We start from the raw sequence: 22,186 nt of genomic DNA on the forward strand, positions 1-22,186 counted from the left end.
CCCCCACGCTCCTTTCTTTGTTATGAACAGTGGTCCCCCTACCCTCGATTACGTTTTCCGTCCCCCCCCCTCCCCTTTTTTGCGCCCCCCGTCCCCCACCGCGGCCGCCGGGCTGAAGCGGCCCGCCGCGCCGATCAGCGCGCCTGAGGTGGCCCGTCACGCCGATCAGCGCGGCTGGTGTGTCTCCGCGTACGCCTCCAGCCAGGCGACCTGTGTCGGGTCGAGCGACGCCCGGACCCGGCGCCGTGCGGTGTCCACGTTCGCCGCGGTGACTGTGGACGCCTCCAGCGAGTCCCGCATCGCGGCCAGCGCCGCCTCCCGGATCAGCGCCGCGCAGTCCGCCGCCGAGAAGCCCTCCAGCTCGGCGCCGAGTTTCCCCAGGTCGACGGTCTCGTCCAGCGGCACCGCCCGCGACGACGCGCGCAGGATCGCCGCGCGCGCCTCGGCGTCCGGCGGCGGCACATAGACCAGCCGCTCCAGCCGGCCGGGCCGCAGCAGAGCCGGGTCGATCAGGTCCGGCCGGTTGGTGGCGCCGATCACCACCACGTTGCGCAGGTCCTCCACGCCGTCCAGCTCGGTGAGCAGCGCCGCCACCACCCGGTCGGTGGTGCCGCCGTCGGTGGCCTGGCCCCGGGTCGGTGCCAGCGCGTCCACCTCGTCCAGGAAGACCAGGGTCGGCGCGGCCTCCCGGGCCCGGCGGAACAGCTCACGCACCGCACGCTCGCTGTCGCCGACCCACTTGCTGAGCAGCTCCGCGCCCTTGACCGAGAGCACGTTCGCCTTGCCGGTGCCGGCGATCGCCTTGACCAGGTAGGTCTTGCCGCATCCGGGCGGGCCGTAGAGCAGCACCCCGCGCGGCGGCGAGACGCCGAGCCGGGCGAAGGTGTCCGGATAGGTCAGCGGCCACAGCACCGACTCGGTGAGCATCTGCTTGACGTCGGCCATGTCGCCGACGTCGTCCAGGGTCACCTCGGCGACCTCCAGGGTGGACTCGGCCATCGAGGTGGGCCGGACCACGTCCAGCGCGGCCTCGAAGTCGGCCATCGTCACGATCGGTGACGCCTCCGCCTGCCGGCCGTCGCCGACCAGCCGCAGCGCGGCGCGGACCCCGGCCTCGCGGGCCAGGGCCCCCAGGTCGGCGGCGACGAACCCGGGGGTACGCCCGGCGACGTCGTCCAGCCGGACGTCCTCGGCGAGCGGCATCCCGCGGGTCAGCACGCTCAGCTGCTCGCGGCGCATCGCCGCGTCCGGCAGCGGCACGGTCAGCTGGACGGCGAGCAGGTCGGGGGAGCGCAGTGACAGGTCGACCGACTCCGGCCGGCTGGTGGTGCAGACCACCGCCACGCCGGCCGCCACCGTCTCGGCCAGCACCTGCCGGAACACCGTGGAGATCGGGCCCGGCTCCTCCCGGGGCGCCAGCGCCTCGACGTCCGAGATCAGCAGAACCGCGGGCCCTTCCGCACGTACCTCCGCCGCCAGTTCCCGCAGCCGTGCGGCCGCGGCGTTGTTGGTCAGGGCGGCGAGCTCCGGCGCCCAGATCGGGCGGACCCGCGCGCCGACCGTCGCGGCCACCGCCCGGACCAGCGCCGACTTGCCGGATCCGGCGGGACCGGAGATCAGCACGCCGAGTGACACCTTGGTGCCCAGGCGGGCCAGCACCTCGCCGTGGTGGAAGCCGAGGTCGAGCAGTTCCTCCAGTTCCTTGGCCTGGGCGCGCAGGCCGGGCAGGTCGTCCAGGCTGGGCGGCGGCACCTCCGGGTCGGTCGAGGCGGTGGTGCCGGTCCGGGCCGGGCGAGTGGTCGCCGTCCCGCCGGCCGCGACCGGGCCGTCCTGCCAGCCGACCACGGTGTCCATCGTGACCAGGGCGGCGTCCCCGCCGGTGAGATCCGTCACGGTCAGCAGGGTGCTGGTCCAGGCGTACCCCACCCGGTTGGCCAGACTGCGCCGGGCTGCCTCGACCAGGGACCGGTGCCCGGCCTCCGGGAGCACGTCCTGCGGCAGCAGCGAGACGTCGTCGCCGGCGCTGACCACCTTGCCGAGCAGGGCCAGGCGCAGCATCTCGGGGGAGACCACGGCGACGATCTCGGGCGGCCCGGCCAACGTGAGCCGGCGGGCCTCCACCACCGGCACCGGCGTCACCGTGACCTGGGCGCCGTCACGTACACCCAGGTTGCCCAGGGTGAGATCGTCGGCGTACAGCAGCGCGCGGCTGGCGGTGGCGTCGGCCCGGGCCACGATGCCGGCCGTGGTGCGGGTGCCGGCGAGCCGGACCGGGTCGCCAGGGCGCAGCGCCAGGGCCGCCATCACCTCGGGATGGAGCCGGACGATGCCGCGTCTCGCGTCCAGGGCCGCGGGCCGCAAAGTCACCGTCAGCGTGAGATCATCAGCCACCGCGGATGCCTCCGATTGATCGTTTTGGGGGCTCTCGAGTGTCAACGCTATCCGCCACGGGGTCGGCGGACCTGCCCCGTCGGCGCCGCCACGCCTTCTGGAGGCTACTGATGAGGCGCAGCCCTCTCACCCTGATCACCGTCGTGCTCGCTCTCGGCGCGCTCACCGCGTGCAGCGACGACGCCGAAGAGAAGGCCACCCCCGCGCCGAACGCCGCCGGCAGCGCGCCGGCCGGCGCCGAGCCCACCGTCTCGCTGGACGCGCCGGAGGGCACGTCCGGTGCCCCCAAGCCCGAGCCCACCGGCCCGGCCGTCGGCTTCGGCTCGATGGTCGAGGTGCAGCCGGACGGCGTCGGCCCGTTCGTGGTCGGCGAGCCGCAGGCCGACCTGGTCGAGTCGGGGCTGCTGGGCGCCCCGGCGGACGCGGCCGGCTGTGCCACCGCGGTCGGCACCGACCGGTTCGCCAAGCCCGAGGTGTTCCTCGCCCAGGGCAAGGTCGTCATGGTCAAGGCGACCAAGGAGGACCCGCGGATCGGCCGCCCGCTGACCGAGGTGCAGGAGGAGTTCTCCGACGGCAAGGCGGTGACCGGCGCCGGCGGGGCCCAGGGCTGGGAGATCGCCGAGGAGGGCAACGCGCTGCTGTTCTCCGCCACCGGCGGCACGATCAACGCGGTGATCGGTGGTGTCACGGCCAGCGTGGAGAAGCACTTCACCGCGGGAAGTGGTTGCTGAGGCTGTTCACAGGCACCGCTCAGCCGCATCCGGCTAGCGTGGGCGCCATGTCAGCCCTGACCGCCGGAGTGCGTCGCATGCTGCCCCGGCTGAACCGTCGCCGGGCCGTCGCCGCCGCGGTGGCGATCCTGGTGATCGCCACCGCGGTGGTCTGGGCGGTCCGCCCGGAGCGTGCCGCCTGGACCTTCGAGGACCTTCGGATCACCGTCCGTTCCGGCCCGGCCGGCGACGAGCCGGTCGACCTGGACGCCCGCTTCTATCTGCCCCGGGAGCGGTCCGGCAAGGTCCCGGCCGTGCTGCTGGCGCACGGCTTCGGCGGCACGAAGAGCTCGGTCCGCTCGGACGCCGAGTCGCTGGCCGACCGGGGCTTCGCGGTGCTGACCTACACCGCTCGGGGCTTCGGCCGCAGCGGCGGGCAGATCCACCTGGACCACCCGGACTACGAGGTCAAGGACGCGCAGGGCCTGCTCGACTGGCTCGCCGCCCGGCCCGAGGTGCGGACCGACGGTGCCGGCGACCCCCGGGTCGGCGTGGTCGGCGGCTCGTACGGCGGGGCGCTGGCCCTGCTGCTCGCCGGCCAGGACCAGCGGGTCGACGCGATCGTCCCGTCGATCACCTGGAACGACCTGGGCCGGGCTTTCCTCCCGCAGTCCGCCGGCACCGACGCGATCGGTGTCTTCAAGAAGGCCTGGGCGGGCTTGTTCTTCGGCAACGGATCGGCCGCTGCCGAGGGCGCTCTCGGCCAGGCCGGCCTGGGGGCGGCCGCGGGCGGCGACTCCCCGGCCGGGGAGGACGACGCTGCGGCAGAAGGCCCCGGGGCCGGTCCGGGCGAGACCGGCGCCGGCAGCGGCCTGGCGCCGGGCGCCGCGACGCCGGGCGCCGCGACGGCCGGTGACCCGGCGTGCGGGCGGTTCGCCGCCGACGTCTGCCGGGCGTACCTGTCGATGGCCACCACCGGCGTGCCCGACCAGGCGACCCTGGACCGGCTCGCCGAGTCCAGCCCGGCCGGCGTGCTCGACAAGATCAAGGCACCGACGCTGCTGATCCAGGGCGCGGTCGACTCGCTGTTCCCGCTCTCCGAGGCGGACGCCAACGCCAAAGGCATCGCCGCGTCCGGCACCCCGGTCCGGGTGGCCTGGTTCACCGGCGGCCACGACGGCGGCGCCGGTCCGGACTCCGACTCGGACCGGGTGAAGTTCCTCACCGTCCAGTGGCTGGACCACTACCTCAAGGGCGAGGGCGAGGCACCCGGCGACAGCTTCACCTGGTCCCGGGTGGCCGGCTTCAGCGCCCTGGACCGGGGCCTGGTGACGAACGGGTACAGCGTCGACTCGTACCCCGGGATCGCGGGCAGCGGAAGCACCCAGGTCTCCCTGGCCGGTCCGGCGCAGCCGGTCGCCAATCCGCCCAACGGCAATCCGGGCGCGCTCAGCTCGCTGCCCGGCATCGGTGGCCGGCTCAGCTCGCTGCTCAGCGGCGGCGTCGCCATGGACGTCCCCGGCCAGTTCGCCACGTTCGCCTCCGCCCCGCTGACCGAGGCGGTCGAGGTGGCCGGCTCGCCCACGCTGCGGCTGAAGGTGGCGTCGCCGACCGGCGAGGCGGTCGTCTTCGTCAAGCTGTACGACGTCGACCAGAACGGGGCCGCCACGCTCAGCGCCGGCCTGGTGGCGCCGGTCCGGCTGACCGGCCTGCCGGCAGGCATCGACCAGGCGCAGGCGGTCACCGTCACACTGCCGGCGATCGTGCGGCGCGTCGACGCCGGGCACCGCCTCCGGGTCGCTGTCGCCACCTCCGACCAGGCCTACCTCACGCCGGCCCGGCCCGCCGTCTACACCGTCGCGGTGGAGCCGGCGCTCACCCTGCCGACGCTGGTCGGCGATCCGATCGCCGACCCGGCGACGATCTGGTGGTACGTGCTGGCCGGCGTGGTCGGCGCGATCCTGCTCGGGCTGCTGGTGCTGATCCTGGTGCTGCGCCTGCGGAACCGGCGGCAGGAACGCACCGTGACCGAGGAGTACGCGGACACCCCGCTCGTCGTGAACGGGCTGCGCAAGGCGTACGGGGACGGGTTCGTGGCGGTCCAGGAGATCGGCTTCACCGTGCAGCGCGGCCAGGTGGTCGGCCTGCTCGGCCCGAACGGCGCCGGCAAGACCACCACGCTGCGGGTGCTGATGGGGCTGACCTCGCCGACCGCCGGTGAGATCTACGTCTTCGGGCACCGGCTGGTGCCGGGCGCCCCGATCCTGTCCCGGGTCGGCGCGCTCGTCGAGGGCCCCGGCTTCCTGCCGCACCTGACCGGCTATCAGAACCTCCAGGCGTACTGGCGGGCCACCGGCCGGCCGGCGGCGGACGCGCGGTTCGACGAGGCCCTGGAGATCGCCGGTCTGGGGTCCTCGGTGCACCGCAAGACCCGCAAGTACAGCCACGGCATGCGCCAGCGCCTCGCCATCGCCCAGGCCATGCTCGGCATGCCGGAGCTGCTGGTGCTCGACGAGCCGACGGACGGGCTGGACCCGCCGCAGATCGCCGAGATGCGCCGCGTCCTGCAGCGGTACGCCACCGACGGCCGGGCCGTGCTCGTCTCCAGCCACCTGCTCGCCGAGGTGGAGCAGACCTGCACGCACGCGGTCGTGGTCAACAAGGGCCGGATCGTGGCATCCGGCCCGGTCGAGGACATCGTCGGCGAGTCGCCGTCGGTGCAGCTCGACGTCTCCGACGTGCCGGCCGCCACCCGGGTCCTGGAAGAGCTGGGCGTGCGCTCGGTGACCCCGGAGGGCTCGTCCGGCTTGATCGTCGACATGAACGGCACCGCCCGTTCCGCGGTGGTCGTGTCGCTGGTCGAGGCCGGTATCGGGGTGGACCGGCTGGTGCCGCGGCGCCGGCTGGAGGACGCGTTCCTGGCCCTGGTGGGCGACAACTCGCGAGGGAGTGGCGACCGATGAGCTCTGCGACGTCCGAGCGGCCGGGCGATGCCCTGGAGGCCGCGCCGGGTTACCGGCCCACCCGGACCCTGCCGATCCTGGCCGAGGTGCGCCGGCAGGCGGCCCGCAAGCGGACCCAGCTCGCCCTCGGGTTCATGGCGCTGCTGCCGATCATCATCCTGCTCGCGTTCGAGTTCGGCGGCGACGCGGTGGAGGACGACGACGCCGACGGCGGCGGTGCGTTCAGCAGCATCGCCGACCTGGCCACCTCGGGCGGGCTCAACTTCACCCTGTTCTGCCTCGCGATGTCGGCCGGTTTCCTGCTGGTCGTGGTCGTCGCCCTGTTCTTCGGTGACACCGTCGCCAGCGAGGCGAGCTGGGGCAGCCTGCGGTACCTGCTGGCGGTCCCCGTCCCGCGGGCCCGGCTGCTCGGCGTCAAGCTGATCGTCGCGGCCGGGTACTCGTTGCTCGCCCTCGCGATCCTGGTCGGCACAGCGATGCTGATCGGCACGGTCCGGTACGGCTGGGGGCCGCTGGGCAGCACCATCGCGGCCGAGATCCCGCCCGCCGAAGGCATCGTGCGGCTGCTCGGCATCGTCGCCTACCTGGCCGTCGTCCTGCTGGTCGTGGCCGGCCTGGCGTTCCTGCTGTCGGTGCTCACCGACGCCGCTCTGGGCGCGGTCGGCGGTGCGGTCATGCTCTGGATCCTGTCCAGCATCCTGGACCAGATCACCGCGCTCGGCGGTATCCGCAACTTCCTGCCCACCCATTACGCGGACGCCTGGCGGGGGTTGCTCTCCACCCCGGTGCAGGGGGAGGACCTGGCGCAGGGCGCCATCTCGGCGGTCGTCTACGCCACCCTGTTCTGGGGGATCGCCTTCTACCGCTTCACCCGCAAGGACGTGACCTCCTGACCCCCGCCGGGTAATCCCGTGTGTGAAGTTCGGGCTCGATTCGAGCCCGAACTTCACACACGGGTTTTGGGGTGACCACTCACGCACGTTGCCGGGTGGTGGGGAGTGGTTTGGACGCGTAGCGGCCAGCGAGCCGCCGCGCGGCCCTCGGCGTGAGCAGCGGTCTGTACCCACCACCCCGCTACGACAGCCTGCTCCTGATCTTGCAGTTGACCGTGGATGTGACCGGCCGTCACGGACGATGAGGATCAGCTCACAGCTCGGGAACTCGTGGTGGCGCCGGCGGCATCTCGTCGTAAGGTGTGGGAAACAACTGAATACCTCATCCAGAGGGGCTGAGGGATACGGCCCGTTGACGCCCCGGCAACCACCACGCATGTCTCGATGACGAGGCCGCGCGTGGCAGGTGCTAATTCCGTCCCCGTTCGTGCAGGTCGCCGCGGGGAAAGATGAGAGGAAAGGCCTCGATGACGTCTACCGTCAGTGCACCTTCTGCTATCAAGACCCCGGCACGTGGCCTGGTCTGCCGTGCCTGCGGCGCGGAATATCCGCTGGCCGCCCAGCACGCCTGTTACGAGTGTTTCGGCCCGCTCGAGGTCGCCTATGACGAGGCGGCGCTCGCGCGGGTGACCCGGGCCCAGATCGAGGCGGGCCCGCAGAACATCTGGCGGTACGCGGGGCTGCTGCCCGCCGGCCAGGACCCGGCGACCCGGGTGACGCTGGACCCGGGCCTGACCCCGCTGGTGAGTGCTCCGGCGCTGGCCGCGGCGGTCGGCCTGCAGGCGCCGCTGTGGGTGAAGGACGACTCGCAGAACCCGACCCACTCGTTCAAGGACCGGGTCGTGTCGGTGGCCCTGACCGCGGCCAAGGAGCTGGGTTTCAACCGCTTCTCCTGCGCCTCCACCGGCAACCTGGCGAACTCGGTGGCCGCCCACGCGGCCCGCGCCGGGGTGCCGAGCATCGTCTTCATCCCGTCCGATCTGGAACCGGGCAAGATCATCACCACCGCGGTGTACGGCGGGGAGCTCGTCGCGATCGAGGGCTCGTACGACGACGTCAACCGGCTCTGCAGCGAGCTCGTGGAGACCGACGAGTTCGAGGACACCGCGTTCGTCAACGTGAACGTGCGGCCCTTCTACGCCGAGGGCTCGAAGACGCTCGGTTACGAGGTGGCCGAGCAGCTGGGCTGGCGCATCCCGCCGCAGGTGGTCATCCCGATGGCCTCCGGCGAGCTGCTCACCAAGGTGGACAAGGCGTTCTCCGAGCTGGTCGAGATCGGACTGGCCGAGGCGCCGGAGGGCGGCTGGGCGGTCTTCGGCGCGCAGTCCGAGGGCTGCAACCCGATCGCCACGGCGCTGCACGCCGACACCGACGTGATCACCCCGGTGAAGCCGGCCGGCATCGCCAAGTCGCTCAACATCGGCGACCCGGCCGCGGGGCCGTACGCGATCGAGGCGGTCAGGCGGACCGGTGGCTGGATGGATTACGCGAACGACGACGAGATCCGCGACGGCATCCGGCTGCTCGCCGAGACCACCGGCATCTTCGCCGAGACCGCGGGCGGCACCACGGTCGCGGTGCTGAAGAAGCTCGTCGCGACCGGCAAGCTGGACCCGGCCAAGGAGACCGTCGTCTACAACACCGGCGAGGGTCTCAAGACGATCGACGCGGTCGCCGGCCAGGTTGGACCGACGCACACCATCAAACCGTCGCTGCGTGGCGCCCGCGAGGCCGGCCTGCTGGGATAGCTCTCCGTAACCGGTTCCGAGCCGGTTGTCGAAGAATCCCTCCTCGGAGGACTTGCACACCGATCTCCGGATGGGCAAGATGCATGACGCGGGAGGACGTGACGCCGTACGAGGCCCCTCACCTGGACATTGGCGACAATCTCCGAGGGACCCGACGACCCCAGTGCTGACCCTCTGCGGAGGCACTGTGCGTCCGTCCTCCCGACCAAACTTCCCCTACCGCCTGCGCAGGGCTTTTTGCGCCCACGGGCGCAGCGGGAGCTCCTCGGGATAACCACCGTCCAGCAGCCCGGCGTGCTTCTCGAAGAAATTCCGCACGCCGTACGACCTGGTGAGCGCGATCGACCAGCCGCAGGCGAGCCAGTACGCGGGCCAGAAGAGCGGGCCCAGAACGGCGTACTGGCCGGCGTGACGGCACTCGTGGGTCAGCAGGCGGGCCCGCTCCTCGGCGAGCAGCCAGTCGGCGGACCGTTTGGTGAGGATCACCGAGCCGACGGTGAAGCAGGTGTTCCGGGGGACCTGCAGCCGGTATCCCTCGGCGATCAGCACGCCGTCGCGGCCGCGCCTGATCCGCGCCCCGGCGACCTTGGCGAGCAGGAGCCCGGCGGCGGTCGTGCCGTTGAGGGCGGTGAGGACGCTGCGGACCGCCGGCCTCATCAGATCCGCCGGCGCATCTGCAGCTCGGCCAGTCCGGGCACGGTGGGGTGGGCCAGCCGGAGGCCGGTGTCGGCGAAGCCGAGCTTCTCGTACGCCCGGACGGCCCGGTCGTTGCCGACCACCACCTCCAGCATCAGCTCGGTGCGCCCGGACGCCGCCGACCAGTCGGCCACCGCGTCGATGAGGTGGGCCAGCACCTTGCCGCCGCGGTAGGCGGGCGTGAGGTAGACCGCGAAGACCACCGTGCAGTCCGGCTCGTCCGGCACCGTGGCGCCGCCGGCGTGCCCGATCAGCGGCCCGCCCGGGTCGGCGATGAACTGGGCGGTGTCCGGGCCGCTGGCGGACTGGGCGATCCGCTGCCGGTAGCTCTCGTGCGGCCGGGCGGCCGCCTGCGCCAGCGTTTCCAGGAAGGCCAGCGGGCTGTCGGCGAGCATCTCCAGGCGCAGCGCGCGCATCCGCCCCGCGTCGGCCGTGGTCACTCGTCGAACCGTCCAGTTGTCCATGCCGTACTCCATACCGCCCGGTGTGACGAGCGGCAACCCGGTTGACGTAAACCGGTCGTGACCAGGCCTTCAAGATCTTTGCAAGGAAACCGGGGCCGGTCGCGGGGTTTCGCGAGAAGATGGGGTTTCTTGCACTCGCCACCGGGGAGTGCTAAACAAGTGATTGGCACTCGCGCCCAGTGAGTGCCAAGCAGGTCGGGACGGTGGGGTTCCGGTCACGGCGCCGCCATCGGCGCTGCGGCACGGAGCCGGTCGTCGCGGGCTATCCGGCTCGGCCTGAGGACGTCACATCGCCAGGTGGTGACGTCCGCAGTCGTTCCTCAACGTGCGGAGAGCGGGGCCGAGCAGGCCCGGCACCGCGGATGTCCGGGAGGACAACGCCGTATGGCCAAGATCATCGCATTCGACGAGGAGGCTCGTCGGGGCCTCGAGCGGGGCATGAACCAGCTCGCCGACGCGGTCAAGGTGACCCTCGGCCCCAAGGGCCGCAACGTGGTTCTCGAGAAGAAGTGGGGCGCCCCCACGATCACCAACGATGGTGTATCCATCGCCAAGGAGATCGAGCTCGAGGACCCGTACGAGAAGATCGGCGCTGAGCTGGTCAAGGAGGTCGCCAAGAAGACCGACGACGTCGCCGGTGACGGCACGACGACGGCGACCGTCCTGGCTCAGGCGCTGGTCCGCGAGGGCCTGCGCAACGTCGCTGCGGGCGCGAACCCGATGGCCCTGAAGCGGGGCATCGAGGCTGCGGTCACGAGCGTCTCCGAGGCGCTCTCGCAGCTCGCCAAGGACGTGGAGACCAAGGAGCAGATCGCCTCCACCGCGTCCATCTCGGCCGGTGACTCCACGGTCGGCGAGATCATCGCCGAGGCCATGGACAAGGTCGGCAAGGAAGGCGTCATCACCGTCGAGGAGAGCAACACCTTCGGCCTCGAGCTCGAGCTCACCGAGGGTATGCGCTTCGACAAGGGCTACATCTCGGCGTACTTCATGACCGACGCCGAGCGCATGGAGGCCGTCTTCGACGACCCCTACATCCTGATCGCGAACAGCAAGATCTCCGCGGTCAAGGACCTGCTCCCGGTCCTCGAGAAGGTCATGCAGTCGGGCAAGCCGCTGGTGATCATCGCCGAGGACGTCGAGGGCGAGGCGCTGGCCACCCTGGTCGTCAACAAGGTCCGTGGCACCTTCAAGTCCGTTGCCGTCAAGGCCCCGGGCTTCGGTGACCGCCGCAAGGCCATGCTGGAGGACATCGCCATCCTGACCGGTGGCGCCGTCATCAGCGAGGAGGTCGGCCTCAAGCTGGACGCCGCCGACCTGAGCCTGCTGGGCCAGGCCCGCAAGGTCGTCATCACCAAGGACGAGACCACCATCGTCGACGGTGCCGGCAACGCCGAGCAGATCCAGGGCCGGGTCAACCAGATCCGCGCCGAGATCGAGCGCTCGGACTCCGACTACGACCGTGAGAAGCTGCAGGAGCGCCTGGCCAAGCTGGCCGGCGGCGTTGCGGTGATCAAGGTCGGCGCGGCCACCGAGGTCGAGCTCAAGGAGCGCAAGCACCGCATCGAGGACGCCGTTCGCAACGCGAAGGCGGCCGTCGAGGAGGGCATCGTCCCGGGTGGTGGCGTCGCGCTGGTGCAGGCCGGCAAGACCGCCTTCGACAAGCTGGACCTGTCCGGCGACGAGGCCACCGGTGCGAACATCGTCAAGGTCGCGCTGGACGCCCCGCTGCGTCAGATCGCCGTGAACGCCGGCCTCGAGGGCGGCGTCGTGGTGGAGAAGGTGCGCAACCTCGAGGCGGGTCACGGCCTGAACGCCGCGAACGGCGAGTACGTGGACCTGCTGGCCGCGGGCATCATCGACCCGGCCAAGGTCACCCGCTCGGCGCTGCAGAACGCCGCGTCGATCGCCGCGCTGTTCCTCACCACCGAGGCCGTCGTGGCCGACAAGCCCGAGAAGAACCCGGCTCCGGCCGGCGCCCCGGGCGGCGGTGACATGGACTTCTGAGTCCAGTCGTAAGAAGGCGGGTCGCGCGAGCGACCCGCCTTTTTCGTTCTCCGGCGTGCGTGTTCAGGAGGCGTCCCGCCGGGGGTCGCCGGGTGGGTGCGGCCGTATGAACCCGCTGAGCCAGTGCAGCACGGCGCCGCCGATCACGGCGGCGGCACCGGTGCGGACCACGGCCGCCACGTCCGAGCCGGTCACCGGCATCTGCGGGGCCGGCCTGACGTGCACTGTGACGGTGCCGGTCCCGGCACCGTCCCGGCCGTCGCCGACCGTGTAGGTGAAGGTGTCGGCTCCGGCGGCGAGACCGGCCGCCGGGGCGTAGGTGATCGATCCGTCGGCGCTGCCCGCCGCGGTGCCGTGCGCCGGCTGTCCGACGTCCACGAGTTCGAGCGGGTCGCCGTCCGGGTCGCTGTCGTTGCGCATCGGCTGGAGCGTCACCCGGCTGCCGGCGTCGACGGTGGCGGTGTCCGCGCCGGCAACCGGCGCCCGGTTCGGTGCGTTCGGCGGCGAGGTCACCGGGGGTGACGAGGTCGGCGAGGTGGGGGCCGGCGGAGCCGGTGTGCCCACCTGGACCACGATGGTGGCCTGAGCCGCGGTCCCGTACGCGTCCACGACCGTGTAGCTGAACGTGTCCGTCCCGGTGAACCCGGGGTTCGGCCGGTAGACGACGGTTCCGTCCGCGTTGAGGACCACGGTGCCGTTCGCCGGCGTGCCGACCGCGACGACGGTGACCGGACGGCCGCTGAGGTCGACCGGGGGCAGCGGGATGGTCACCCGGGCTCCCGGCTGCGTCGCCGCCGCCTTGTCCGACACCGACGGTGGTCGCTCCGGCCCCCGACTGGGCGGAGAGGACCCGGGAGTGGGCGGAGAGGACCCGGGAGTGGGCGCAGAGGACCCGGGAGTGGGCGGGGAAGACCCGGGAATGGGCGCAGAGGACCCGGGAGTGGTGGGCGAGGGTCCCGGAGCAGTGGGCGAGGGTGCCGGCGTGGTGGGCGAGGGTCCCGAAGCAGTGGGCGAGGGCCCCGGAACCGTGGGCGAGGGGCTCGGCGGTGACGGGCTCGGTGCGACCGGTGGTGCCGCCGCCACCCACACGCTGACCTGACCGTAGGCCGTGTTGCCGACGGTGTCGCGCACCCCGTACCCGAAGGAGTCCGTGCCGCTGAGACCGTTGCTCGGCGCATATCCCACCGTGCCGTCCGGATTGATCTGTGCCGTTCCCCTCCCCGGTACGCCCACCGAGAAGACGGTCAACGGGTCGGTCTCCGGATCGGTGTCGTTGCCGAGTACCGGGATGTTCAGCGGTGTCATCCAGGCTGTCGACACCGAGTCGGGCACCACCACCGGCGGGCCGTTGATGGTGACGGTCACCGATCCGGTGTCGGTCCGCCCGAGATCGTCGCTGAGCACGTAGGGGAACGTGTCCTGGCCGGTACTGCCCGGGGCCGACCGGTAGGTGACGGTCCCGTCCGGGCGCAGGACCACGGCACCCTTGACCGCCGGACCGGCCGCCGCCACCGACAGCGTCTGCCCGATGTTCGGGTCAAGGTCGTTGGCGAGCACGGCGAGCGGCGTGGTCACCTGCGGATGGGCCATGAAACTGTCGTCGACCGCGATCGGTGCGGCATTGCGCACGGTGACGGTGAGGACGGCGGAGGTGGCCAGCCGGGCCGGGTCCGCGACCGTGTAGACGATCGCGTCTGTGCCGTAGAAGCCCGGCGACGGCGTGTAGGTGAGGGTGCCGTCCACGTTCGGCACGACCGTGCCGTGCCCCGCCGCAGTCACTCCGAGCAGGGTCAGCGCGTCGCGGTTCGGATCGTCGTCGTTGGCCAGCACGTCCACGGTGACCGGGGTCCCGGTGTCGGTGGTGGCGGAGTCCGGGCGGGCGGTCGGCGCCGAGTTGACCACACCGATCGTCACGGTTGCGCTGGACGAACCCTGGCCGTCGCTCAGGGTGTAGTCGAACTGGTCGGCACCGGTACCGGTCGGGTGGAACGTGATCCGGCGGCCGGGCCCGACGATCGCCGTGCCGTGCGCGGGTGGCGCCGTGATGCTGACCGTGACCGGGTCGCCGTTCGGATCGTCGTCGTCGTTGGCCATGACGTCGATCGCCAGCGGTACCCCGGCCTGCACGGTGACCGCGTCCGGCCGGGCCACCGGCAGCGCGTTGGCGATGGTCACGGTGATCCGGCGGGTGTCGGTGCCGCCGTGACCGTCGTCGATGGTGAAGTCGAACTGGTCGACACCGGAGAACCCGGGGTCGGGGGTGTAGCGGATGGTGCCGTCCGGGAGGACCACAGTGGTGCCGTCGGCCGGGTTCGTCGTCCCGCTCACCCGCAGCAGCGGAAGATCGGCGGGATTCGGATCGGTTGCGGTGGTCAGCACGTCGATGTCGAGGTGCCGGCCGTAGCCGGTGCCGATCGCCTGGTCGGCGGCGACCGGCGGGGCGTTGCGCACGGTCACCGTGACGGTTGCGGTCGCGGTGGCCAGGCCGAGATCCCGGATCGTGTACGGGAAACTCACGGTCCCCGAGAATCCGCTCGGTGGCCGGTACCGGATCCGGCCGGCGTCGATCGTGGCGGTTCCGGTGCCGGGCGTGCCGACCGAATAGATGCTCAGCACGTCACCGAAGAGCCGATTCGGATCGGTGTCGTTGGCCAGCACGTCGATCAGGACGTCGGTGTGATGAGGCGTGCCGGCCGCGTCGTCCGCCGCGGTCGGCGCCGAGTTGGCGACGTCCACGTACACCCTGCCGACGGCCTGCCCGCCGTGGCTGTCCTGGACGGTGTAGGTGAAGTGCGCCCGGCCGGCGAACGCCGGGGCAGGCGTGTAGGTCAGTAGCGGCCCCACCCGGGTGACCGTGCCGGCGCCGGTCTGCGGCTGGCCCGCGTCGACGACCGTGAGCCAATCTCCGGTGTTCGGGTCGGTGTCGTTGGTCAGCACCGCTACCACGACCGGGACGGCGGGCGGGGTGTTGATCTCGTCGTCGTTCGCGGTCGGCAGCGCGTTCGCCGTGGTCACCGTGACCGTGGCGGTGCCGGTCCCGCCGTTGCCGTCGTCCGCGGCGTAGGAGAACGTGTCGGCGCCCGTCCACCCCGGAACAGGGGTGTAGGTGACTGTGCCGTCCGCCTCGGCCACGGCGCTGCCGTGCGACGGCTGTGTGGTGATCGAGACGGTCAGGTCGCCGGTGGAGCCGTCGGGGTCGGTGTCGTTCGCGAGCACGGCGACGTTCGTGGGTGCGCCGTTCGTGGTGCCCGCGCTGTCCGCGGCGAGCTGCGGCGGCGAGTTGATCGCGAGGGTGGCGGTGGCGGTGTCGTTGCCGGCCACGGTGTCCCGGCCGGTACCGGTGGCCGTGAGCGTGGCGACCGCGGCCGGGTCCGCGCCGGAGGTCGCGTTCGCGGGGACCGGCACGTGCGCGGTGTGCCCGGGGAGCAGGGGGCCGATCGTGCAGGTGACCACTTGCCCCGCGGCGGTGCAGGTGCCCGGCAGGGCGGCCGGGACGACGCCGGCAGGCAGGGTCAGCCGGGCGCGTGCCGCCGGCTCCGGCTGGGGGCCCTGGTTGGTCACGGATGCGGTGTACGTGACTGCGTGCGGCGCCGTGGCCTGCTGCACGTGAACGGGGACGACGGAGAGGCCGGCGGACAGATCGGCGGCCGGCTGGAGAACCGGAGACGCTGTCGTCCCGCCGGCCGCGGCGACGCTCACGCTGGTGGTCCGGCCGGTGTAGCTGACGTTCACCAGGTTGGTGATCGCGTACCCGGCGGGCACGGTCAGGGCGACCTTGACCCGGAAGGTGACGTAGGTGGTGCCGAGATAAGGGATGCTGCCCAGCCGGAAGACCGCCGCACCGCCCGACGCGTGCCCACCGTCCGCGTCGGCGGCATCGGTGACCGGGGTGCCCTTGATCGTCAGCGAGCCGGGCACGTACGCGGTGTAGGCGGGGAACGCGTCGGACAGCGTGACGCCGTCGGCTATGTCGTTGCCCTCGTTGCGCACCGCGATCCGGTACTCCATCTCGTCGCCCGGCACCAGCGTGCCGCCGTTGAGGTCGGTGGAGGTGGTCGTGGTGACGATTTTGGGGGCATACAGGTCGATGGCGATGGTGACGACGCCTGGATAGTAGGTCTCACCCGCCGTGGTCATGGTCAGCGTCGCACTGGTCGAGGCGTTGTCCAGCATCCCGGAGGCGTCGAACTTGTCGATGTCCACCCCGAACAGGTTGGCGTCATTCGGGTTTCGCCCGCCGAGCCTCACCCCACCGTCACTGACTGTGCTGTTGAAGACGTTGTTCGCCGGGTTCGCCGGGTCACTGAGCGACTGGCCGTTCAGGCGCAGGCCGTCGCCGCTCTTGCCCAGGTCACCCTCGTACGCGACCGCGCCCACCTCGGCGCGCACCGTCCCGGTGTGCGGCGCCTCGAAACCGGTCACCGGGATGCTCACGCTGCCTGAGGCGATCGAGCCGAACCCGTCGTAGACGCGCAGGCTGCGCAGGGCCTCGGCGGGATTCCGGTACGCGATCACCAGTGTCCATCCGGCGTACCGGTCGGCGCCCCGGCCGGCCTGGATGTCGGCCACCCCGTACACGCCGTCGCCGGCTCCGGCCACCAGAGCGGTCACGTCGGCGAAACCCTGATAGGGGCCGTTCGCGCTGATCGTGTACAGGCTCGACGCGGTGATCAGATTCCAGGACGGGCCGGCCGGCGTACGAAGACGAATTTTGTTCTTGTCGGCCGGGGCCGGCGCCGCGGCACCCAGCAGGCCGGCGAGGCCACCGCCCGCGCTCGTGTCAGCGCCCCAGTAGAGACCGGCGAAGAGGACGGTGCTGCCGGCCGGCATGGCCACCGTCGCGGTGCTGTCGTTGAAGGTCGCCGGGTCGGCGTCCGCGTCGGTGTAGACCATCGGATAGCCGTTGTCGTTCAGCTCCTCCCCGGCGGTCGAACCGGTGCCGTTGCGCGCGGCGGCGCAGGCCGGCGTGACCAGCAGCACGGGGCAGGTGAGGTTCGCGTTGCCCCGCAGCAGGATGGAGCCGTTCGCGTTGACGTCGAACCGGGTGGTGAAGGGCGTCGTGATCGCCGCCTCCAGCCGGGCCGGCAACGTCGTCAGCACCACGGTCAGGACCAGTAACAGTATTGCGGCGCTTCGTCCACGCACGCACTCACGCTAGGGACGATTGACGGCCACCGGGCGGGAATCGGGAGAGCGGGGGCGGGCCGCGCAAGCGACCCGCCCCCGCTGGTGTCCCGGGTCAGCCCCGGTGGCGTCCCGGCCGGTGACGCCCGGGCCGGTCGGCGGCGGTGAGCAGGACGAGCACCCCGCCGACAAGCAGCGCCAACGTGCCCACGGTGAACACCGGCGCGATGCTCAGACCGGTTCTGGCGAGGTCGTCGCCCGCGGCTGCGGCGGTGACCCGGATGACCACCGTCGCCCGTGCGGTGCCGCCGTCCTCGCTCCGGACGGTGTACGAGAACGTGTCCGTCCCGGTGAAGCCGGCGGCCGGCGCATAGATGACCGTCAGCCCGTTCGTGAGGACCGCGGTGCCGTGTCCCGGCTTGCCGACCTTCACGATGATCAGCGGGCGGCCGGCCGGGTCGGAGTCGTTCTCGGCGGGGCGTACGTCGATCGTTCGGCCGCTCGGCACGGTGTAGCGGTCCGTCACCGCGACCGGCGACTTCGCGGCGCCGGCCACGGTGACCGTGACGGTTCCCTCGGTGAGGTTGCCGTCGGCGTCGACCGCCTCGTACGAGAACGCGTCCGTCCCGGTGAAACCCTCGTCCGGCGTGTACGAGACGGTGCCGTTCGCGTTCAGCTTCGCCGTGCCGTGCTTCGGCTGCCCGATCGACGTCACCTTGATCTTGATGCCGTGCTCGTCGACGGTCGGCAGCACGATGCTCGTCGCCCGGCCCGGCGCGGCCCGGGCCTGCCGATCCGGAGCCACCGGCGCGGGGCCGACCGTGATCGTCACGGTCCCGGTGGTGGTCCGGCCGGTGGCGTCGGTCGCGGTGTACTCGAACGTGGCGACACCGGAGAAGCCCTTCGGCGGGGTGTAGACCATGGCGTCGGCCTTGATCGTGGCGGTGCCGTGGTCCGGCCTGCCGGCCGAGGTGAGGGACAACGACCGGTCCGGGTCCAGATCGTTCGCCAGCACCTTCACGGTGACCGCCCGCTGGTACGGCGTGGTCCGCTGATCGGGCATCGCGGCCGGCCGGCCGTCGCTGACCGTCACGGTCACCGTCCCGGTGACCGCCTCGGTGCCGTCGCTGAGCGTGTAGGTGAAGGTGTCGGTCCCGGAGAACCCGGCGTTCGGGGCGTACCGGACCTTGCCGTCGACCAGGACGGCCGTGCCGTGCGCGGGCCTGCCGACCGCGGTGATCGTGAGCTTCTGGCCCGGGTTCACGTCGGAGTCGTTGGCGAGCACGTCCACGTCGACGTGCCTGCCGGCCATCACCGCGGCCGTGTCCGGGCGGGCGACCGGCAGCGCGTTCGCCATCGTGACGGTGACCGTGGCCGTGTCGGTCGCCCCGAGGTCGTCGGTGAGCACGTAGGTGAACGTGTCGGTGCCGGTGGCGCCCGCGTTCGGCCGGTAGGACACCTTGCCGCCGGTCAGCGTGACCGTGCCCTTCGACGCGGAGCCCACCGAGTGCACGCTGAGGACCTGGCCGGTGTTCGGGTCGGTGTCGTTGGCGAGCACCGTCAGTTCGGTGGGGACGCCGGGCAGCACGGTGAACCGGTCGTCGAGCGCGTTCGGCGCGACGTTGCCGACGGTGACGGTGACGGTCGAGGTGGAGGTGTTCCCGCCCGGGTCACGCACCGTGTAGGTGAAGGTGTCCGTGCCGTAGAAGCCGGTGGCCGGGGTGTATGTGATGACGCCGGCCGGGGCCGTGGTGATCGTGCCGTGCGCCGGTGCGGTCGTCGCGGACAGGGTCATCACGTCGCCGTTCGGGTCGCTGTCGTTGGCCAGCACGTTCACCGTCACCGGGCTGTCGGTGCCGGTGACCGCCGCGTCCGGGTTCGCCTGCGGCGCCGCGTCGATCGCGACCACCGTGACGGTGGCGCCGGACCAGCCGCCCCTGCCGTCGGAGACGGTGTAGTGCAGTGTGTCGGTGCCGTGGAAGCCGTTCGCGGTCCGGTAGACGATCCGGCCGTTCACCACCTGCGCGGTGCCGTTGCCGGGCGGGGTGTCGATGGTGATGGTCAGCGGGTCGCCGTTCGGGTCGGTGTCGTTGGCGAGCACGTCGATGGTGGCCGGGGCGTTCGACGAGACGGTGACCGAGTCGGCGGTGGAGGCAGGTGCGGCGTTGCCGACGGTCACGGTGACCGTGCCGGTGGCGCTCGCGGTGCCGTCGCTGATCGTGTAGATGAAGGTGTCGGTGCCGGAGAACCCGGTGTTCGGGGTGTACGTGATCGTGCCGTCCGGGTTGGTGACCACGGCGCCGTTGGCCGGGGTCGAGGTGCCGGTGACGTGCAGCGGGTCGCCGTTGGGGTCGGTCGAGTCGCCGGCCACGTCCAGCGTCACCGGGGTCCGGTACCCGATGCTCGGCGTCTTGCCGGCGGCCACCGGGGCGGCGTTGCCGACGGTCACGGCCACCGTGGCGGTGTCGGACTCCCCGTTGCTGTCCTGGACGGTGTAGGTGAAGGTCGCGGTTCCGGCGAACCCGGCCGGCGCGGTGTAGTCGATCCGGCCGCCGTTCTCCACCGCGGTGCCGTGGCTGGGCGTCCCGACCGAGGTGATCGAGAAGGTGCCGGTGAGCGGGCCGGTGTCGTTGGCGAGCACGTCCACGGTCACCGTGCCGGCGTAGGCCACGGTGGCGGTGTCGCCGGCGGCGATCGGCAGCCCCACGCCGACGACGACGTCAGCGGTGTCGGTTCCGCCCTGACCGTCCGAGACGGTGTAGCTGAAGCGCGCCGTCCCCTTGAACGCGGGGTCCGGCGTATAGACGATCTGGCCGCTGTTGACCGCCACCGAGCCGGCGCCGGCCTGCGGCTGGGTGACCGACTGGATCGTCCGGGTGTCGTTGTTCGGGTCGGTGTCGTTGGCCAGCACGTCGACGGTGACCGGGGTGTTGGCCCGGGTGGAGCCGGCGTCGTCCTGGCCGGCGGGGTCCGCGTTCGCGGTGGTGACGGTGACCGTGGCGGTGTCGTGGGCGCCGTCCGGGTCGGTCAGCGTGTACTGGAAGGTGTCGGCGCCACGCCAGACCGGATCCGGCGTGTAGGCGATCGTCCCGTCGCTGTTGACCGTGGTCACGCCGTGGCTGGGCGGGGTGCTCACGGAGACCGCCAGGCTGCCCACCGGGCTCTCGTGGTCGGTGGCGCCGGCCCGGGCCGTGATGACGACCGCGGTGTTGTGGGTGGTGACGGCGGTCTTCGGGTCGGCGTGCGGCGACGCGTTGCGGGTGACCACGGCCGAGGCGGTGTCGTTCGAGGGGTCGCTGTCGAGACCGAGGCCGGTGACGGCCAGGTCGGCGGTCGCGGTGTCGGCGGCGCCGTTGTCCACGGACGCCGGGAAGGTCACCGAGCCGCTGGTGGCCGGTGCGACCGGGGCCAGGACACAGACGACCTGCCGGCCGTTGACCGCGCACCCGGGCGGCACGGCTCCCGCCGTGAAACCGGCCGGGAGGTCGACCGTGGCGGTGGGCCGCGGCTCGATGCCGGGGCCGGTGTTGCGGACGGTGGCGGTGTAGGTGACCACGTTCGGCGATGTGGCCCGGTTGACCACGCCGGGTGCGACGGTCAGGGTCGCGGCCAGCCCGACGCCGGGGCGGTCCACGATCACGGTCGCGGTGTCGCCGGGGGCGTTGACCGGCATGTTGTTGGTGCCCCGATAGGTCAGGTTGGGCACGTTGACGATCGAGGTGCCGGGCGCGACGTCGTCGTTCACCCGGGCCCGGAAGGCGACCGACGACGTCGCGGCGGGGTTCAGCGCCGGGAGGCTGAACGACAGCGGGTTGCCGTCGGCGACCGGGGCGCCGTCCACGGCGGCACTGCCCGGGACGAGCGTGAGGCCGGTCGGGATCGCGTCGGCCAGGACGCTGGTGGCGTCGGCCGGGTCGCTGCCGTCGTTGCGCACCTCGATCGTGTACTCGACGATGTCGCCGGGCAGCAGGGTGCCACCGTTGCGGTCGACGGTGGTCGTGGTTGTCACCAGCTCCGGGGCGAACAGGTCGGTGGTGAAGGTGACCACACCCGGGTAGAAGGTTTCGCCGCTGGTGGTGAGCCGGAGGGTGGCCTGGGTGGCGTTCGGCAGCAGCTTGTCGGTCGCGTCGAAGTGGTCGATGTCGACGCCCATCAGGTTCGGCCAGCCCGGGACGCGGTTGGCGAGGTGGGCGCCGCCGTCGCTGATCGTGCTGTTGAAGAAGTTGGCGGCCGGGTTGGCGCCGTCGGTCATCGCCACGCCGTTGAGTTCCAGCTTGTCGCCGGTCTTGTTCAGGTCGCCCTCGTAGACGACCGTGCCGATCTTGACGTTGACCGGGGTGGTGGTCGGTGTCAGAAAACCGGAAACGGCGATGTCGACCGAGGTGGCGCTGCTGTTGACCACGTCGAAGCCGTCGAACACGCGCAGGCTGCGCACCGGCTCGCCGGTGTCCCGGTACGCCACCACGAGCGCCCACCCGGCGTACCGGTCCCGGCCCGTGCCCGCCTGGATGTCAGCGACCCGGTACGCGCCCGCGCCCGCGCCCGCCACCCGCGAGGTCACGTCCACGAACTTCTGGTAAGCGTTGCCCTGCGACCAGGTGGAGGTCGCGTTGAGCGTGGTCAGCGCGCCGCCCGGCACCCCGAACTTCACCCTGCCGGAGTCGGCCACGCTCAGCGCCGCGTGCGCACCCGTGCCGGCGCCGGCGCTCGTGTCCGCGCTCCAGTACAGCCCTGCGAAGAGCACCGTGCTCCCCAACGGCAGGACCAGGTCCGCGGTGCTGGAGTTGAAGGTGCCCGGGTCGCTGTCGACGTCCGTGTAGGCCATCACGTACCCGTTGTTGTTCCCCAGCTCGCCGGCGACGTTCGGTGCCGGGCAGCTCGTGTTGCCGCCCGGGCACTGCAGGTTGCTGTTGCCGGTGAGCAGGATCGACCCCTTCGCGTTGACACTGAAACGCGGGCTGGTCCCGAACGTCGCCGACGCCGCGGCCTCCGCCTCTTCGGTGGAGACGGCGATTCCCGCCATGACGGTGAGCGCCATGACAACCATCGCGGACACCACCCGGTACGGGCGGGACCGCAGCGCGGCTCGATGCATGCTCTTCCTCGACGTGGGGCGGACCCGGGCGGTCCGGTCTCTCCAGGACGCTAGGAAGCGCCGAGTGCGGAACGGGTGCAGCCGAGAGCCAGTCC

Annotated in this window: 10 protein-coding genes and 1 riboswitch; of the genes, 5 read left to right on the top strand and 5 right to left on the bottom strand. The window is 72.0% G+C overall.

Going from position 1 to position 22,186, the window contains the following annotated elements; translation table 11 throughout:
• Positions 1-165: 165 nt before the first annotated feature.
• Positions 166-2,391 carry an AAA family ATPase gene (locus tag AC0NH5_RS24895; protein WP_474408079.1) on the bottom strand — a complete coding sequence of 742 codons (2,226 nt, stop codon included), beginning with the start codon at positions 2,389-2,391 and terminating at the stop codon, positions 166-168.
• 110 nt (positions 2,392-2,501) lie between these two features.
• Between AC0NH5_RS24895 and AC0NH5_RS24900 the strand changes: the two genes are divergently transcribed.
• From AC0NH5_RS24900 to thrC, 4 genes are all read left to right on the top strand, one after another.
• Positions 2,502-3,122 carry a hypothetical protein gene (locus tag AC0NH5_RS24900; protein WP_474408081.1) on the top strand — a complete coding sequence of 207 codons (621 nt, stop codon included), beginning with the start codon at positions 2,502-2,504 and terminating at the stop codon, positions 3,120-3,122.
• 47 nt (positions 3,123-3,169) lie between these two features.
• Positions 3,170-6,064 carry an alpha/beta fold hydrolase gene (locus AC0NH5_RS24905; protein ID WP_474408083.1) on the top strand — a complete coding sequence of 965 codons (2,895 nt, stop codon included), beginning with the start codon at positions 3,170-3,172 and terminating at the stop codon, positions 6,062-6,064.
• Positions 6,061-6,957 (top strand): ABC transporter permease, encoded by an 897-nt coding sequence (locus AC0NH5_RS24910; RefSeq protein WP_474408086.1) that lies wholly within the window; start codon positions 6,061-6,063, stop codon positions 6,955-6,957. Before AC0NH5_RS24905 ends, AC0NH5_RS24910 begins: the two co-directional genes overlap by 4 nt.
• Before the next feature lie 319 nt (positions 6,958-7,276).
• A riboswitch (SAM riboswitch) is annotated at positions 7,277-7,413 on the top strand.
• Positions 7,414-7,424: 11 nt separating this feature from the next.
• Positions 7,425-8,705 carry a threonine synthase gene (gene thrC, locus AC0NH5_RS24915; protein WP_474408089.1) on the top strand — a complete coding sequence of 427 codons (1,281 nt, stop codon included), beginning with the start codon at positions 7,425-7,427 and terminating at the stop codon, positions 8,703-8,705.
• Positions 8,706-8,921: 216 nt separating this feature from the next.
• Here thrC and AC0NH5_RS24920 read toward each other — a convergent pair whose 3' ends face one another.
• Both AC0NH5_RS24920 and AC0NH5_RS24925 read right to left on the bottom strand, forming a co-directional pair.
• Positions 8,922-9,362 carry a hypothetical protein gene (locus AC0NH5_RS24920; RefSeq protein WP_474408092.1) on the bottom strand — a complete coding sequence of 147 codons (441 nt, stop codon included), beginning with the start codon at positions 9,360-9,362 and terminating at the stop codon, positions 8,922-8,924.
• Entirely contained in the window at positions 9,362-9,865 is a 504-nt protein-coding gene (locus tag AC0NH5_RS24925) for an N-acetyltransferase family protein (RefSeq protein WP_474408095.1), read from the bottom strand. Before AC0NH5_RS24925 ends, AC0NH5_RS24920 begins: the two co-directional genes overlap by 1 nt.
• A gap of 384 nt (positions 9,866-10,249) precedes the next feature.
• Here AC0NH5_RS24925 and groL point away from each other — a divergent pair, with 384 nt between their 5' ends.
• Positions 10,250-11,872 carry a chaperonin GroEL gene (gene groL / locus AC0NH5_RS24930; protein WP_474408097.1) on the top strand — a complete coding sequence of 541 codons (1,623 nt, stop codon included), beginning with the start codon at positions 10,250-10,252 and terminating at the stop codon, positions 11,870-11,872.
• Positions 11,873-11,935: 63 nt separating this feature from the next.
• On the opposite strand, the gene AC0NH5_RS24935 is transcribed toward groL, so the two are convergent.
• Together AC0NH5_RS24935 and AC0NH5_RS24940 are read right to left on the bottom strand one after the other, a co-directional pair.
• A complete protein-coding gene (locus AC0NH5_RS24935) occupies positions 11,936-17,017 on the bottom strand; it encodes an Ig-like domain-containing protein (protein WP_474408098.1) in 5,082 nt (1,693 codons plus the stop codon).
• A gap of 94 nt (positions 17,018-17,111) precedes the next feature.
• Entirely contained in the window at positions 17,112-22,091 is a 4,980-nt protein-coding gene (locus AC0NH5_RS24940; protein ID WP_474408100.1) for an Ig-like domain-containing protein, read from the bottom strand.
• Positions 22,092-22,186 lie beyond the last annotated feature (95 nt).

The organism is Actinoplanes sp. 13 (assembly GCF_056134165.1).